Raw genomic sequence first — 13,972 nt, forward strand, 5'->3', positions numbered from 1 at the left:
TGAGGAGCGAATTCAATGCGGGCTGACACCGTTACCACATGTTGAGCACGAGGCGCGCCTCGTCGCTCATGCGTTCCGGCGACCACGGCGGCTCCCAGACGACCTTGACGTTGACCACGCCGACGCCGGGAACGCTGGCGACCGCGTTCTCGACCATGGTCGGCAGCTCGCCGGCGGCCGGGCAGTTCGGCGTCGTCAGCGTCATCAGCACGTCGACCGAACGATCGTCCTTGATCTCGACCTTATAGATCAGGCCGAGCTCGTAGATGTCGGCGGGGATCTCCGGGTCGAACACGGTCTTGAGCCCGGCGATGATCTCGGTCGTGAGACGCTCGGTCTCCTCAGGCGGCAGAGCCGACTGGGTCTCCATCGGATTGGCTTTGACTTCGGCCGTGTCAGTCATGCGAACAAATCCCGCGCCTTCAGCAGCGCCTGTGCCAGATGATCGACTTCTTCCCGCGTATTATACATGCCGAACGAGGCCCGGCAGGTGGCCGTCACGTTGAACCGCTCTAAAAGCGGCATCACGCAATGGGTGCCGGCGCGTACCGCAATGCCCTGGCGGTCAATCACGGTGGCGACGTCATGGGCGTGTGCGCCCTTGAGCTCGAAGGAGATGACCGGGCCCTTGCCGCGCGCCGTGCCGATCAGCCGCAGCGAGTTGATCTCGCGCAAGCGCTCCTGGGCATAGGTGGTGAGATCTTGCTCATGGGCGGCGATGCGCTCCTTGCCGATCGAGTTGACGTAGTCGATGGCAGCGCCAAGGCCGATCGCTTCCACGATAGGCGGGGTGCCGGCTTCGAACTTGTGCGGCGGATCGCCATAGGTGACCCAGTCCTTCGCAACCTCGCGGATCATCTCGCCGCCGCCGTTGAAGGGCCGCATCGCGACAAGGTGCTCATGCTTGGCATAGAGCGCGCCGATGCCGGTCGGGCCATAGATCTTGTGGCCGGTGAACGCGTAGAAATCGCAGTCGAGGTCCTGCACGTCAATGGGCAGATGCACCGCGCCTTGCGCACCGTCGACCAGCACCGGAATGCCGCGATCGTGGGCCAGCCGCACCACCTCCTTGATCGGAACGAACGTTCCGAGCGCGTTCGACATCTGGGTGATGGCGACAAGCTTGGTCTTGGGCGTCAGCAGCTTCTCGAACTCGTCGATCAGGAAATTGCCGTCATCATCGACGGGCGCCCATTTGATCACCGCGCCATGACGTTCCCTGAGGAAGTGCCAGGGCACGATGTTGGAATGGTGCTCCATGATCGAGAGGACGATCTCGTCGCCCTGCTTGATGTTCGGCTCGCCCCAGGACGACGCCACGAGGTTGATGGCCTCGGTGACGTTGCGGGTGAAGATGATTTCTTCGGTACGGCGGGCGTTGACGAACTGCGCGACCTTTGTCCGCGCGCCCTCGTACGCCTCCGTCGCCGCATTGGCGAGGTAGTGCAGGCCGCGATGCACGTTGGCGTATTCGCTCGTATAGGCCTGCGTCATGCGGTCAAGCACCGACTGCGGCTTCTGCGCCGAAGCCGCGTTGTCGAGATAGACCAGCTTCTTGCCGTAGACCTGCATGGCGAGCGCCGGAAAGTCCTGGCGCACGCGCGCGACGTCATAGGCGCCGTTCTTGACGGCCGGATGCGTGCTCATGACCGCTGCTCCAGCCAGCGCTCGGCGATGCCGATCACGTGCTCGCGCAAACCGTCATCTGCGATCTGCTCGATCGCCTCGCCCACGAAGGCCTGGATCAGCAGCGCCTGGGCCTGCTTCTCGGGCAGGCCGCGCGCCTTCAGATAGAACAGCAGGCTGTCATCCAGCGCGCCGGCGGTGGCGCCGTGGCCGCAGGAGACGTCGTCGGCAAAAATCTCCAGCTCGGGCTTGTTGTCGGCCTCGGCTTCGTCCGAGAGCAGCAGCGCACGGGTCATCATCTTGCCGTCGGTCTTCTGCGCATCGGGACGGACGATGATGCGGCCCTGGAACACCGAATGGGCGCGATCGTCGATCACCGCACGGAACGTCTCGCGGCTGACGCAGTTCGGCACGGCATGGTCGACCACCAACGTGGTGTCGCCATGCTCGGTCTTCTTCAGGAGGTTCACGCCGTTGACCGCGAGCTCGCTGCCCTCGCCCGAGAACGTAATGAAGCCCTGCAGCCGGCTGACCGCCGCGCCGGTGGTCATGTTGAAGAAGTTCAGCTTGGTGTTGGCGCCGACGGTGACGAACTGCGAGGTGACGTTCACCGCATCAGGCGCATCATCCATCAGGCGGATATGGGCGACGTCGGCGTCGTCGCCGATCGCGACGATGACGGCGTCGTTGACCTGGTAGGCCTTGGCGCCGGCCGCGACGAAGCTTTCGATGATGGTGGCGCGGGCGCCCTTCCCGACGGCCACCCGCGAGCGCGTGAAGGCCGACGCCGAAGCGGCAGTTGCGACATGGATGATCTGGACCGGCGCAGAGAGCTGCGCACCATCGGCAATCGAGAGCACCACGCCGTCGGTCGCCAGCGCCGCGTTGAGCGCGATCACGGCATCGGTGGACGCGGTCTTGAGGAGACCGGCATCCTTGTCCAGCATCTCCCGCAGAGCTTTGAGGGTTACTTCAGAGGCCAGCGCCTTCACATCGGACAGATCGGCCGCGAACACGCCGTCGACCAGCACCAGCTTGCAGGCGCCTGCGATTGCCTGCGCCTTGACGGCGTCCGCGGCGCGCTTCAGCGCAGCCGCATCGGGCGCGGCCGCCAGCGGCAACACCTCACCGACCAGCGCGCGCAGATCCGTGTATTTCCATTCCTCGATCCGGCGGTGCGGCAGGCCGAGACGCTCATAGCTCTCGAACGCCTCGCGGCGCGCCGCGATCACGTCAGGCGAACCCGGCAAGCGGCCTTCGGCGCTGGCGAAGAGATCACTCACCGCGCGGCCGTTCCCGGTCTTTGCCACAGCAACGTTCATCGCAAAATTCCTTACGCGGCGTCCTCGAACTGGGTGTAGCCGGACGCTTCCAGCTCGAGCGCCAGGTCCTTGCCGCCGCTCTTCACGACGCGGCCCTTCGACATCACGTGCACGAAATCGGGCACGATGTAGTTGAGCAGCCGCTGATAGTGGGTGATGACGACCATCGCGCGCCCCGGCGAGCGCAGCGCGTTGACGCCGTCGGCCGCAATGCGCAGCGCGTCGATGTCGAGGCCGGAATCCATCTCGTCGAGGATGCACAGGCTCGGCTCGAACAGCGCCATCTGCAGCACCTCGTTGCGCTTCTTCTCACCGCCGGAGAAGCCGACATTGACGCCGCGCTTGAGCATGTCCTGCGGGATGTTCAGCGACTTCGAGACCTCGCGGACCTTCTTCAGGAAATCCGGAGTCGAATATTCGCTCTCGCCGCGCGCCTTGCGCTGCGCGTTCAGCGCGGTGCGCAGGAACGTCATGGTGGCAACGCCGGGAATCTCGACCGGATACTGGAACGCCAGGAACACGCCCTTGGCAGCGCGCTCGTCCGGCTCCATCTCCAGCAGGTCCTCGCCCTTGAACAGGATCTGGCCGTCGGTGACCTCGTAGCCGGGCTTGCCGGCGATGACATGCGAGAGCGTCGACTTGCCGGAGCCGTTCGGCCCCATGATCGCGTGCACCTCGCCCTCGTTCACGGTCAGCGACAGCCCATGGAGGATCTCACGTTCCTCGACACGAACCTTGAGGTCTTTCACTTCAAGCAAAGCCATCTTGTATCCAGTCTATCAATTGATGTTGGAGCGCAAGGTGCGCACCGCTGGGGTCGGCGATCAGCCGACCGATCCCTCGAGCGAGATCGAGATCAGCTTCTGCGCTTCCACCGCGAACTCCATCGGCAGTTGCTGCAGCACGTCCTTGACGAAGCCGTTGACGACGAGGCCGACCGCTTCTTCCTGGCTGAGCCCGCGCTGGATGCAGTAGAACAGCACGTCCTCGGAGATCTTGGAGGTCGTCGCCTCGTGCTCGAACGTCGCCGAGGAGTTCTTGGCCTCGATGTAGGGCACGGTGTGCGCGCCGCATTTGTCGCCGATCAGCAGCGAGTCGCAGGCGGTGAAGTTGCGCGCGCCGGTCGCCTTGCGATGCGCGGTGACGAGACCGCGATAGGTGTTCTGCGACTTGCCGGCGGCGATGCCCTTGGAGATGATGCGGCTCGACGTGTTCTTGCCGAGATGGATCATCTTGGTGCCGGAATCGACCTGCTGGAATCCGTTCGAGATCGCGATCGAGTAGAACTCGCCGCGGGAGTTGTCGCCGCGCAGGATGCAGCTCGGATATTTCCAGGTGATCGCAGATCCCGTTTCGACCTGGGTCCACGAGATCTTCGAATGGGCGCCGCGGCAGTCGCCACGCTTGGTGACGAAATTGTAGATGCCGCCCTTGCCTTCCGAATTGCCGGGGTACCAGTTCTGCACCGTCGAATATTTGATCTCGGCATCGTCGAGCGCGACGAGCTCGACCACGGCGGCGTGCAGCTGGTTCTCGTCGCGCTGCGGCGCGGTGCAGCCTTCGAGATAGGAGACGTAGGAGCCCTTGTCGGCGATGATCAGCGTGCGCTCGAACTGGCCGGTATTGCGCTCGTTGATGCGGAAATAGGTCGACAGCTCCATCGGGCAGCGCACCCCCGGCGGCACGTAGACGAACGAGCCGTCGGAGAAAACCGCCGAATTCAAGGTCGCGTAGAAATTGTCGGAGGTCGGGACAACCGAGCCGAGATATTTCTGCACCAGTTCCGGGTGCTCGCGGATCGCCTCCGAGATCGGCATGAAGATCACGCCGGCCTTCTTCAGCTCGGCCTTGAAGGTGGTCGCAACCGAGACCGAATCGAAGACGGCATCGACCGCGATCTTGCGCTGCGCCGGATCCTGCTCGCCCACCTTGGGCTCGATACCCTCGAGCATCGCGACTTCCCGCAGGGGAATGCCGAGCTTCTCGTAGGTCTTCAGGATCTCCGGATCGATCTCGTCGAGCGAGGTGACCGTCTTCTTCGGTTTCGGTGCCGCATAATAGTGGATGTCCTGGAAGTCGATCTTGGGATATTCGACGCGGGCCCAGGTCGGCTCGGTCATGGTCAGCCAGCGCCGATAGGCTTCCAGCCGCCACTGGAGCATCCAGGCGGGTTCGTTCTTTTTCTGCGAGATGAATTTTACGATCTCTTCCGACAGCCCCTTGGGGGCCTTCTCGGAGTCGATCAGGGTCTCAAACCCATAACGATACTGGTCGACGTCGATGCGCTTCACGCGCTCGACCGTCTCTTGTACGGCTGGCATTCCATCCTCCGCTCGCGGTTTCAAGGACCGCGGTGGATCAAACTCGGACGAGTATTACGATATTTCTCAGCGGAAAGCACGGGCTTAGAACCGTTCAAGCCGTGTTTCGTCGCTTAGCCCTTAAGTAGGGTATTACCAAGCTTTCGCCAAGCCTCTAACGCCCTATTGATGTGCTCTGGTTCCGTGGACCAGCCCAGACTGAGACGCACCGCTCCCTGGGCCACCGCCGGATCATAGCCCATCGCAGAAAGGACGTGGGATGGCTGGACTTTGCCTGAGGAACAGGCGGATCCAGAGGAGACGGCGATGCCCTCCAGATCGAAGCCGATCACGGCGGTTTCGGCCTTCAGGCCTGGCGCGGTGAAAAGCACGGTATTCGGCAACCGCGCCACGCCGTCCGCAAAGATCGTCGCCCCGGCAATTCCGCGCAAGCCATTTTCCAAATGATCTCTGAGGTTTGTCATGCGCTTCGCATCCTCCGGCAGAGCCTGAAGCGCGGCCTTCACCGCCGCGCCGAAGCCGGCGATCCCCGCGACGTTCTCGGTTCCGGCGCGACGGTTGAGCTCCTGCCCGCCACCCCGCAATGCCGGCTCCAGGCCGCCTATCCCTTCGCTCATCACCAATGCGCCAACCCCCTTGGGGCCGCCGATCTTGTGCGCAGAGAAGGTCGCAAGGTCAGCGCCTACCAAATTGATATCGAACGGGACTTTTCCCAGCGCCTGGATCGCATCGACGTGCAGGAGACCGCCGGACTCGTGGACGATCGTTGCAGCCTCGGCGACGGGCTGGAGCGCTCCGGTCTCGTTGTTGGCGGCCATGATCGAGACCAGGGCTGGCGGGCCGTCCTTGAGCTGCGCCTTCAGATGATCGAGGTCGACCACCCCGGAGCGCGTGACCTGGATCAGGCCGATCTTGTCCGCCGGGAATCGGCCGCCGGCCAGCACCGATACATGCTCAACCGCAGAGACCAGCAGCCGCTCGACCTGGCCGCCAGAGCGCCCCCGCAAACCCGGCGAGAGCGCCAGCGCATTGGCCTCGGTTCCAGCGGAGGTGAAGACGACGTTGCGCGGCTGCGCGCCGACCGCAGCTGCCAGCGTGGCGCGGGCCTCCTCGACCAGCCTTCGCGCCTCCCGCCCCTCGGCATGGACCGAGGAGGGATTGCCGGTCAGATCGTAGGCAGCCAGAATCGCAGCCCGCGCTTCCGGGCGGAGCGGCGTGGTCGCATTCCAATCGAGATAGACCCGGGTTCGCATTGAGTAGGATATTACCTCACGTCGCGGAGATCTTTCGCGCCGTCCCGACATGGGCTGCAGGCACGGACTTGGCAACCCAATTCCGAATGAGCGGCCGGCGTGACGCGCTCATGACACGCTAACGCCTTGAGCCCATTGGTTGATGTTCAAGATGCTTGCTTTTTGACCCTCAGCCTATGTTAGAACGCGCACCGTCAAGTCACCGCGCGCTCTCAGCGCATCACCGCAAGGCGCGCCTTCTCACCCGTCCTTCGCGCTTCGGTCGGCATCTGCCGACGAGGCCGCAATCGGTTGATTGCTAGGGATCATCTCTCCAGGAAATCAATCAAGAGATCACCGATGCCCGAAGTCATTTTCACCGGCCCTGCTGGCCGTCTCGAAGGCCGCTACCACCCGGCCAAGCAGAAGAACGCGCCGATCGCGATGATCCTGCATCCGCATCCGCAGTTCCACGGCACGATGAACCATCAGATCGTGTACCAGTGCTACTACGCCTTCGCGCATCGCGGCTTCTCGGTGCTGCGCTTCAACTTCCGCGGCGTCGGCCGCAGCCAGGGCTCGTTCGACCACGGCACCGGTGAATTGTCGGATGCGGCGGCCGCGCTCGACTGGGCGCAGACCATCAATCCCGAGGCGCGCGCCTGCTGGGTCGCCGGCTTCTCCTTCGGCGCCTGGATCGGCATGCAGCTTTTGATGCGCCGCCCCGAGGTCGAGGGCTTCATCTCGATCGCGCCGCCGGCCAATCTCTACGACTTCTCCTTCCTCGCACCCTGCCCGTCGTCGGGCCTGATCGTGCATGGCGAGAAGGATGCGGTGGTGCCGCCCAAGGACGTCAACACCCTGGTCGAGAAGCTGAAGACACAGAAGGGCATCGTGATCGACCAGCAGATCATTCCTGGCGCCAATCACTTCTTCGATTCCAAGCTCGAGCCGTTGATGGAGACCATCACGGCCTATCTCGACATGCGCCTTGCCAACGTGCGGTGAGTCTGCAGCTCAAGCCAGCTTGAGAGCGACGATCCCCATCAAGACGAGCGCGATGCCTGCAAGCTTCATCGCGCTCAAGGTCTCGCCGAACAGCACCACCCCCATCAGAAAGGTGCCGGCCGCGCCGATCCCGGTCCACACCGAATAGGCAATGCCGACCTCGAGCACCTTCAAGGCGCGCCCGAGCAGGAAGACGAAAGCGGCGAGCAACACCAGCGAAGCGATGCTCCAGCCGATGCGGGTGTAGCCTTCCGCATATTTCATCGAGATCGCCCAGCCGACATCGAGCGCGCCGGCGATCACGAGCATGAGCCAGGCCATCGACGGCGACATCCGCGTGCTCTCAGGCCGCGAGCTTGAGCAGATGCGCGTCGTGGCGGACGAGGAAGGCCCGCAGCAATTGCGGATAGTCCGCGCCGACCGCGCTGCGCACGCTCGGGCGTTTCGCGAGCTCCGCGCGCCAGGCACGGACCTTCGGCACATCGTTGAAGATGCCGTGCTCCGTCAGTTCGTCGAACAGGTCGAAGTAGCGGAAGATCGGCGCGAACACGGCGTCGACCAGACTGAACGCATTGCCGGCGAAAAACGGGCCTGCGCCGAGCGCGGCTTCGACGCGCGCAAATTTCGCAACGAGCGCCTGGCGCTTGCTTTCGAACGTCGCCGGATCGGTCGTCGTCTCCAGCCCCCAGAGGTCGCCAAGGATCGCCGAGCCGAACTCCATCCAGGCGCGGTGCTCGGCACGCTGCAGCGCATCCCCCGGATGCAGCCTCACGCCGCCTTGCGTCTCCTCGATGTACTCGCAGATCACGTTGCTCTCGAAGAGCGCGACCTCGCCCTTGTCGGTCGTCACCACCAGCACCGGCACCTTGCCGAGCGGCGAGAGCTTGAGAAACCAGTCGGGCTTGTTGGCGAGATCGATATCGATCCGCTCGAACGGCACCCCCTTTTCCTTCAGCGCGATCACGGCACGCTGCACGTAGGGGCAAAGCTTGTGGCTGATCAGTTTCAGTGATGCGGTCATGGCGCGATCCCGGCGGTTAGATGCAACTGCATCCAAAATAGATGCATTTGCATCCCGCCGTCAAGAATAGATGCATTTGCATCAACCGCCTGTGACCTCAGGCAGTCATGGTCAGGGTCTGGCGATCACCCCGCCGGTCATCGGCATCGGCACGCCCGTGGTCGTGGGATAGGACAGTGGCAGGCCTTTCAGGCCACGCGCCGCGAGGAAGCCGAAGGCCTGCGCCTCGATGGCATCGGAAGCCCAGCCGAGCGTCTCGGCGGCCTCGACTGTGGCCGAGCCCACCCGCTCCCGCAGCATCCGCAGCATGGTGAGATTGCGGGCGCCGCCGCCGCACACGATCCAGCTCCGCGGCCGGCGCGGCAAGAGCGGGATGACGCGGGCGATCGCGGCGGCGGTGAACGCGGTCAGCGTCGCGGCGCCGTCGGCCGGTGCCACCTCACCGAGCTTGAGCACGGCAAAATCGTTGCGGTCGAGCGATTTCGGCGGCGGGCTTGTGAAGAACGGCAGCTCCAGCGCCCGGGCGATCCAGGCTTCATCCACCTTGCCGAGTGCTGCGAATTTGCCTTCAGCATCGAACGCCTTGTTCATGGTGCGGTACATGAAATCGTCGAGCAGCGCGTTGCCGGGGCCGGTGTCGCAGGCGATCAGCGTGTCGTTGCCGTCGATATAGGTGATGTTGGAGACGCCGCCGATATTGACCACGACGATCGGCCCCTCGCGCTCGAGCGAATGTGCCAGTGCCCGGTGGTAGACCGGCACGAGCGGCGCGCCCTGCCCGCCGGCCTCGACATCGGCGGCGCGGAAATCATGCATCACGGGGATATGGATGGCCCTGACCAGCGCCGGCGCGTCGCCAATCTGCACCGTCAGCCGTCTTTCGGGCCGGTGCAGCACGGTCTGGCCGTGGAAGCCGACAATGTCGATGTCCTCCGCCCTCATCCGGTTCTGGGCGAGGAAGGCGGCGACCGCCTCGGCATGGGCCCGCGTCACCGCACGCTCGGCCTCGGCCAGAATGCCCGGGCGGGCGTCGCGTTGCTGCAGATGCACGGCCTCGCTCAGCGCCTGACGCAGCAGGTTGCGCTCGGCCGGGCTGTACGGCCGGTAACCGGATGGCCCGAACGCCTTCAGATGTTTTCCGTCGGTTTCGATCAGCGCGACATCCACCCCATCCAGCGAGGTGCCGCTCATCAAACCGAGTGTCGTCAACATCATGGATCAGCGTCCTCAAGAGACCCGCCCTGGCATGCCGATCTTGTGCCAGAGGGACACATCTTATAATGCCACAGCGCCAAGTGGGGGGCAGCAATCGAGTTCCCATGCAAGACCCTTAAATTGCCCCCAAAACAGTAAACCAAGAATTGTCAGGCACGCCGACAGATGACTGCATTTAAATCGGATTTCCTCAACACCCTGCAGGAACGTGGATTCATCCACCAATGCTCCGATTTCGAGGGGCTCGATGCGCTTGCCGCCAAGGGCGAAGCCATCGCCTATGTCGGCTACGATTGCACCGCCCGCTCGCTGCATATCGGCAATTACCTGACCATGATGATGCTGCACTGGCTGCAGCAGTCCGGCAACAAGCCGATCACGCTGATGGGCGGCGGCACCACCATGGTGGGCGATCCCTCCGGCAAGGACGAGACGCGCGCGATGCGCACCATTGCCGAGATCGAGGCCAACAAGGAATCGATCCGCGGCGTGTTCGCCAAGGTGCTGCGCTATGGCGAGGGCAAGAGCGACGCCATCATGCTCGACAATGCGGAGTGGCTGACCAAGCTGAACTGGATCGAGATGCTGCGCGACATCGGCCGGCATTTCTCGGTCAACCGCATGCTGACCATGGACTCCGTTCGGCTGCGTCTCGAGCGCGAGCACGAGATGAGCTTCATCGAGTTCAACTACATGGTCTGCCAGGCCTACGACTTCGTCGAGCTCGCCAAGCGCACCGGCTGCCGCCTCCAGATGGGCGGCTCGGATCAGTGGGGCAACATCATCATGGGCGTCGATCTCGGCCGCCGCATGGGCACGCACCAGCTGTTCGCGCTGACGACACCGCTGCTGACGACCGCGTCGGGCGCCAAGATGGGCAAGACCGCGCAAGGCGCGGTCTGGCTCAACGCCGACCAGTTCTCGCCCTATGACTTCTGGCAATACTGGCGCAACACCGAGGACGCCGATGTCGGCAAGTTCCTAAAACTGTTCACGACACTGCCGCTCGCCGAGATCAAGAAGCTCGAGGCGCTCGGCGGCTTGGAGATCAACGAGGCCAAGAAGGTGCTCGCGACCGAGGCAACGGCGCTGCTGCACGGCCGCGACGCCGCGAACGAAGCTGCGGAGACCGCACGCCGCACCTTCGAGGAAGGCGCGCTCGCCGAGAGCCTGCCGACGGTGGAAATTCCGCGCGGCGAGCTCGACACCGGGCTTGGCGTGCTCAGCGCTTTCGTGAAGGCAGGCCTCGTCGCCTCCAACGGCGAAGCGAGGCGCCAGATCAAGGGCGGCGGCCTGCGCGTCAACGATGCGCCCGTTACCGACGAGAAGATGGCCCTGTCGGCGGGCAATCTGACGCCGGAAGGCGTGATCAAGCTGTCCTTCGGCAAGAAGAAGCACGTGCTCATCAGGCCTGCATAGGCGTATGAGCTTTTGATGCTTGTCAGGGCGCACCGAAGCGCGCTCCCTGACGGCAATGGACCAGAACACGCCCAGGGAACAAGGTGGGGCAGCTCAGCGAGATGCGGTACGCACCGCACTCGTGGTGCTCGGGTTGTGCTTTACGCTGGCTGTTCTTGGCCGCGGCTTAAGCGAGAGCTTCACCGTCTTCCTCAAGCCGATTTCCGAAAATCTTGGCTGGGATCGCGCCCAGGCCGTCTCGATCTACTCACTGACGTGGCTCATCAGCGGGCTGACAGCGCCGCTGGTCGGCCGCCTGTTCGATCATTCCGGTCCGAGCATCGTGTATGCGCTCGGCCTGTTCCTGCTTGGCTCCGCCTTCCTGATCGCGGGCCAAGCGCACGCACTCTGGCAATTCCAGCTCTCGATCGGCGTTTGCGTCGGCATCGGCGTCGCCTTCATCGGCAATGTGCCCAATTCGATCCTGCTCGGCCGCTGGTTCGGCCCAAAGCTGCCGACCGCCATGGCGGTGGTCTATTCGGCGATGGGCGGCGGCGTGCTGGCCTTGCTGCCGGCCTCGCAGCTCCTGATCGATCATCTCGGCTGGCGCGAGACCTACCAGGTCTACGGCCTCGCCGCGCTCGCGCTGCTGGTGCCGCTGCTGCTGCTGCCCTGGCGCATGTTCGCGGCCGGCTCGCCGCACGTCTCCAAGAAGAGCGATCCGGATTTCGTCGACAGCGGCTGGACGCTTGTGAGCGCGATGCGTCATCATGCCTTCTGGGCGCTGTTCTCGACCTTCTTCTTCACCGCGGTCGGCATGTATTCGATCGCGGCGCAGATCGTGGCGTATCTGATCGACGCCGGCTTCCCGCCGCTCCAGGCTGCGACCGCATGGGGCTTCTCCGGCGTCGTCCTGGTGTTCGGCATGCTCGGCGTCTCCGTGCTCGACGGCCTGATCGGGCGCCGGCCGTCGGTGCTGCTCAGCTACGCGATCTCGATCCTCGGCATCGTTCTGCTCTGGCTGCTGCAGCATTATCCCAACGTCGTCCTGCTCACCGGCTTCGTCGTCTGCTTCGGCAGCATGATGGGCTCCCGCGGGCCGCTGATCACCGCAACCGCGATGAAGATTTTTCGTGGCAAGCGCGTTGGCACGATCTACGGCACGATCTCGATCGGCAGCGGCCTCGGCTCGGCCTTCGGCTCATGGAGCGGCGGCCTGATTCACGATGCCACGCACGGCTACAATCTCCTGCTCGTCTTCGCACTTGCGAGCGTCGTGCTGGGCATGATTCCGTTCCTGGTCGTCCCCGCTTTGCGGGAGTAGGTCTCTCAGAGGTAACCTGCGCGAATTCACGTCACCGGGGAACTACTGACGGCTACGGCGTGAACTCGCGCAAAAAATGCGAGTCGCGCGAGGCTGAAGGCCGGGGCTGCGGTGTTTTGTGGACATGACGAAAATGTCAGCGCGGAATTGGTCCCGGGTGGCTTGCGAGCCAGGACCGAATACGGTCCAAGTCGCAGCATTGGATGGAGGGCAAACCAATGGACTTTCCTTATCTCACTCGCTTTCAACCGGTTCTCCTGAGCCTGTTTCGCTTCATCACCGGCCTCTTGCTGTTCCAGTATGGCGTCGCCAAACTGTTCAAGTTCCCGGTGCTCCCCTACTTCGCGAACATCCCGCCGCTGATCTACGCGGCCGGCACGCTCGAGCTTGTGCTCGGCGGGCTCCTGATGGTCGGCCTGTTCACCCGCCTCGCGGCTTTCATCCTCTCGGGTGAAATGGCCTTCGCCTACTTCATGGGCCACATGTTCAAGGGCGAGACGCCGGTGTTCCTGCCGCTGCTCAACGGCGGCACCGCCGCGATCCTGTTCTGCTTCGCATGCCTGTACCTCTCGGCAGCCGGCGCCGGCCCGGTCAGCGTCGATGCCGCCATGGGCAAGAAATAGCCGCCGGGGCGGCGCATTCGCGCCGCGCAGACACAGCCATCATTGCTTGCAAGGACGACGGCACCGGCAGACCGGCGGTGCCGTCTCAGCGCGCCCCCAGCACGTTCCAGATCAGAACGAGGGCCGCGACGAGCAGCAGAGACATGATGATGCGATGAACGAATCGAGTCATTGCAGGTCCGTCCATATCTCTAATTTAGCTGCCAAGACCCAAGATCGATTCCCTTCCTCAAATGGGCCGTCGAGCTCCTCCACAACTACGCCCAAGCGCTCCAGGACGAGGTGACCGCGGGCAAGCTGACGCCGGCCGAGGCCAAGAGCCTGTTCCATCAGCGCGGCCGCCTGAACGTCAACGGCAACCAGGGCTATCCGGTGGTCTACAATCAGGATGGCTCGCTCGTCGTGAATGGCGCCAATCAACAGCTCGAAGGCAAGATCACCGGCGCCAGGATTCCAACGGCGTGCTGATCGCCGACGCCATCATCAAGGCCGGCAGCGAGACCGCCCAGGGCGGCGTCACCTCCTATCTCCATCCGCGTCCCGGCCGGACCGAGCCGGTCCGCAAAACCGTGTTCGCGCGCAAGTTCGCGCCCTGGAACGTGACGATCAGCTACGGCCTTTATGTCGACGACATCGACGCCGACGTGCGCGCCTTGACGGTGGATCTTGGCATGGTGCTCGCGGCAGCCTCAAATCTCTCCAAGCAGGCCGAACAGCTCTCCGGCGAGGTCGGAACGTTCCTGAAGGGCGTGCGCGCGGCGTAGGCGCCACACAACGCTCCAAGCGATCGCCGTCAGGCCGGGCTTGTCCCGGGCATCCACGATCTTGATGCCGTATGGTGAGGCGTGGATGGCCGGGACAAGCCCGGCCATGACGCCGTAA

15 protein-coding genes are annotated in these 13,972 nt (G+C 63.9%); 6 read left to right on the forward strand and 9 right to left on the reverse strand.

What is annotated here, in order from left to right:
- Window positions 1–31: 31 nt before the first annotated feature.
- The 6 genes from BRAD3257_RS21130 to BRAD3257_RS21155 all read right to left on the reverse strand — a co-directional run bounded on the left by BRAD3257_RS21130 (window position 32) and on the right by BRAD3257_RS21155 (window position 6,522).
- Window positions 32–403, reverse strand: coding sequence for an SUF system Fe-S cluster assembly protein (locus BRAD3257_RS21130; RefSeq protein WP_122403409.1), 372 nt, complete (start codon window positions 401–403; stop codon window positions 32–34).
- On the reverse strand, window positions 400–1,647 hold the full coding sequence (locus BRAD3257_RS21135; protein WP_122403410.1) for a cysteine desulfurase: 1,248 nt from the start codon (window positions 1,645–1,647) through the stop codon (window positions 400–402). The genes BRAD3257_RS21130 and BRAD3257_RS21135 overlap by 4 nt, the downstream gene beginning before the upstream one ends.
- Window positions 1,644–2,948 carry a Fe-S cluster assembly protein SufD gene (gene sufD / locus BRAD3257_RS21140; protein WP_122403411.1) on the reverse strand — a complete coding sequence of 435 codons (1,305 nt, stop codon included), beginning with the start codon at window positions 2,946–2,948 and terminating at the stop codon, window positions 1,644–1,646. Before sufD ends, BRAD3257_RS21135 begins: the two co-directional genes overlap by 4 nt.
- Before the next feature lie 11 nt (window positions 2,949–2,959).
- The gene (sufC, locus tag BRAD3257_RS21145) at window positions 2,960–3,712 is read right to left on the reverse strand and encodes a Fe-S cluster assembly ATPase SufC (RefSeq protein WP_122403412.1); all 753 of its coding nucleotides are present in this window, start codon (window positions 3,710–3,712) and stop codon (window positions 2,960–2,962) included.
- A gap of 60 nt (window positions 3,713–3,772) precedes the next feature.
- Complete coding sequence (gene sufB, locus BRAD3257_RS21150) at window positions 3,773–5,269, reverse strand: Fe-S cluster assembly protein SufB (protein ID WP_122403413.1); 1,497 nt, start codon at window positions 5,267–5,269, stop codon at window positions 3,773–3,775.
- A 113-nt stretch (window positions 5,270–5,382) separates the two neighbouring features.
- Window positions 5,383–6,522: a cysteine desulfurase family protein gene (locus BRAD3257_RS21155; protein WP_122403414.1), complete on the reverse strand. Its 1,140-nt coding sequence runs from the start codon at window positions 6,520–6,522 to the stop codon at window positions 5,383–5,385.
- A gap of 339 nt (window positions 6,523–6,861) precedes the next feature.
- On the opposite strand from BRAD3257_RS21155, the gene BRAD3257_RS21160 reads away from it, so the two are divergent.
- Window positions 6,862–7,509 (forward strand): alpha/beta hydrolase, encoded by a 648-nt coding sequence (locus BRAD3257_RS21160; protein ID WP_025036034.1) that lies wholly within the window; start codon window positions 6,862–6,864, stop codon window positions 7,507–7,509.
- A gap of 9 nt (window positions 7,510–7,518) precedes the next feature.
- Here BRAD3257_RS21160 and BRAD3257_RS21165 read toward each other — a convergent pair whose 3' ends face one another.
- From BRAD3257_RS21165 to BRAD3257_RS21175, 3 genes are all read right to left on the reverse strand, one after another.
- Window positions 7,519–7,842, reverse strand: a complete 324-nt coding sequence (locus BRAD3257_RS21165; protein ID WP_122403415.1) for a DMT family transporter — start codon at window positions 7,840–7,842, stop codon at window positions 7,519–7,521.
- A gap of 10 nt (window positions 7,843–7,852) precedes the next feature.
- Window positions 7,853–8,530 (reverse strand): glutathione S-transferase family protein, encoded by a 678-nt coding sequence (locus tag BRAD3257_RS21170; RefSeq protein WP_122403416.1) that lies wholly within the window; start codon window positions 8,528–8,530, stop codon window positions 7,853–7,855.
- A 111-nt stretch (window positions 8,531–8,641) separates the two neighbouring features.
- Window positions 8,642–9,745, reverse strand: coding sequence for an anhydro-N-acetylmuramic acid kinase (locus BRAD3257_RS21175; RefSeq protein ID WP_122403417.1), 1,104 nt, complete (start codon window positions 9,743–9,745; stop codon window positions 8,642–8,644).
- A gap of 165 nt (window positions 9,746–9,910) precedes the next feature.
- Between BRAD3257_RS21175 and tyrS the strand changes: the two genes are divergently transcribed.
- The 5 genes from tyrS (at window position 9,911) to BRAD3257_RS41990 (ending at window position 13,854) form a co-directional block, all read left to right on the forward strand.
- Window positions 9,911–11,164: a tyrosine--tRNA ligase gene (gene tyrS, locus BRAD3257_RS21180; RefSeq protein ID WP_122403418.1), complete on the forward strand. Its 1,254-nt coding sequence runs from the start codon at window positions 9,911–9,913 to the stop codon at window positions 11,162–11,164.
- Between the two features lie 55 nt (window positions 11,165–11,219).
- Entirely contained in the window at window positions 11,220–12,467 is a 1,248-nt protein-coding gene (locus BRAD3257_RS21185; RefSeq protein ID WP_122403419.1) for an MFS transporter, read from the forward strand.
- A 218-nt stretch (window positions 12,468–12,685) separates the two neighbouring features.
- Complete coding sequence (locus BRAD3257_RS21190) at window positions 12,686–13,090, forward strand: DoxX family protein (protein WP_122403420.1); 405 nt, start codon at window positions 12,686–12,688, stop codon at window positions 13,088–13,090.
- A 282-nt stretch (window positions 13,091–13,372) separates the two neighbouring features.
- On the forward strand, window positions 13,373–13,558 hold the full coding sequence (locus tag BRAD3257_RS41985; RefSeq protein ID WP_347338394.1) for a cache domain-containing protein: 186 nt from the start codon (window positions 13,373–13,375) through the stop codon (window positions 13,556–13,558).
- The gene (locus BRAD3257_RS41990) at window positions 13,552–13,854 is read left to right on the forward strand and encodes a cache domain-containing protein (protein ID WP_347338395.1); all 303 of its coding nucleotides are present in this window, start codon (window positions 13,552–13,554) and stop codon (window positions 13,852–13,854) included. The genes BRAD3257_RS41985 and BRAD3257_RS41990 overlap by 7 nt, the downstream gene beginning before the upstream one ends.
- Window positions 13,855–13,972 lie beyond the last annotated feature (118 nt).

This window comes from Bradyrhizobium vignae (assembly GCF_900324035.1).
Lineage (GTDB): Bacteria > Pseudomonadota > Alphaproteobacteria > Rhizobiales > Xanthobacteraceae > Bradyrhizobium > Bradyrhizobium vignae.

Excerpts from the sequence above, each read along its gene's own strand:
- BRAD3257_RS21130 (WP_122403409.1), bottom strand. The coding sequence starts at position 403 with ATGACTGACACGGCCGAAGTCAAAGCCAATCCGATGGAGACCCAGTCG.
- BRAD3257_RS21135 (WP_122403410.1), bottom strand. The coding sequence starts at position 1,647 with ATGAGCACGCATCCGGCCGTCAAGAACGGCGCCTATGACGTCGCGCGC.
- sufD (WP_122403411.1), bottom strand. The coding sequence starts at position 2,948 with ATGAACGTTGCTGTGGCAAAGACCGGGAACGGCCGCGCGGTGAGTGAT.
- sufC (WP_122403412.1), bottom strand. The coding sequence starts at position 3,712 with ATGGCTTTGCTTGAAGTGAAAGACCTCAAGGTTCGTGTCGAGGAACGT.
- sufB (WP_122403413.1), bottom strand. The coding sequence starts at position 5,269 with ATGCCAGCCGTACAAGAGACGGTCGAGCGCGTGAAGCGCATCGACGTC.
- BRAD3257_RS21155 (WP_122403414.1), bottom strand. The coding sequence starts at position 6,522 with ATGCGAACCCGGGTCTATCTCGATTGGAATGCGACCACGCCGCTCCGC.
- BRAD3257_RS21160 (WP_025036034.1), top strand. The coding sequence starts at position 6,862 with ATGCCCGAAGTCATTTTCACCGGCCCTGCTGGCCGTCTCGAAGGCCGC.
- BRAD3257_RS21165 (WP_122403415.1), bottom strand. The coding sequence starts at position 7,842 with ATGTCGCCGTCGATGGCCTGGCTCATGCTCGTGATCGCCGGCGCGCTC.
- BRAD3257_RS21170 (WP_122403416.1), bottom strand. The coding sequence starts at position 8,530 with ATGACCGCATCACTGAAACTGATCAGCCACAAGCTTTGCCCCTACGTG.
- BRAD3257_RS21175 (WP_122403417.1), bottom strand. The coding sequence starts at position 9,745 with ATGATGTTGACGACACTCGGTTTGATGAGCGGCACCTCGCTGGATGGG.
- tyrS (WP_122403418.1), top strand. The coding sequence starts at position 9,911 with ATGACTGCATTTAAATCGGATTTCCTCAACACCCTGCAGGAACGTGGA.
- BRAD3257_RS21185 (WP_122403419.1), top strand. The coding sequence starts at position 11,220 with ATGGACCAGAACACGCCCAGGGAACAAGGTGGGGCAGCTCAGCGAGAT.
- BRAD3257_RS21190 (WP_122403420.1), top strand. The coding sequence starts at position 12,686 with ATGGACTTTCCTTATCTCACTCGCTTTCAACCGGTTCTCCTGAGCCTG.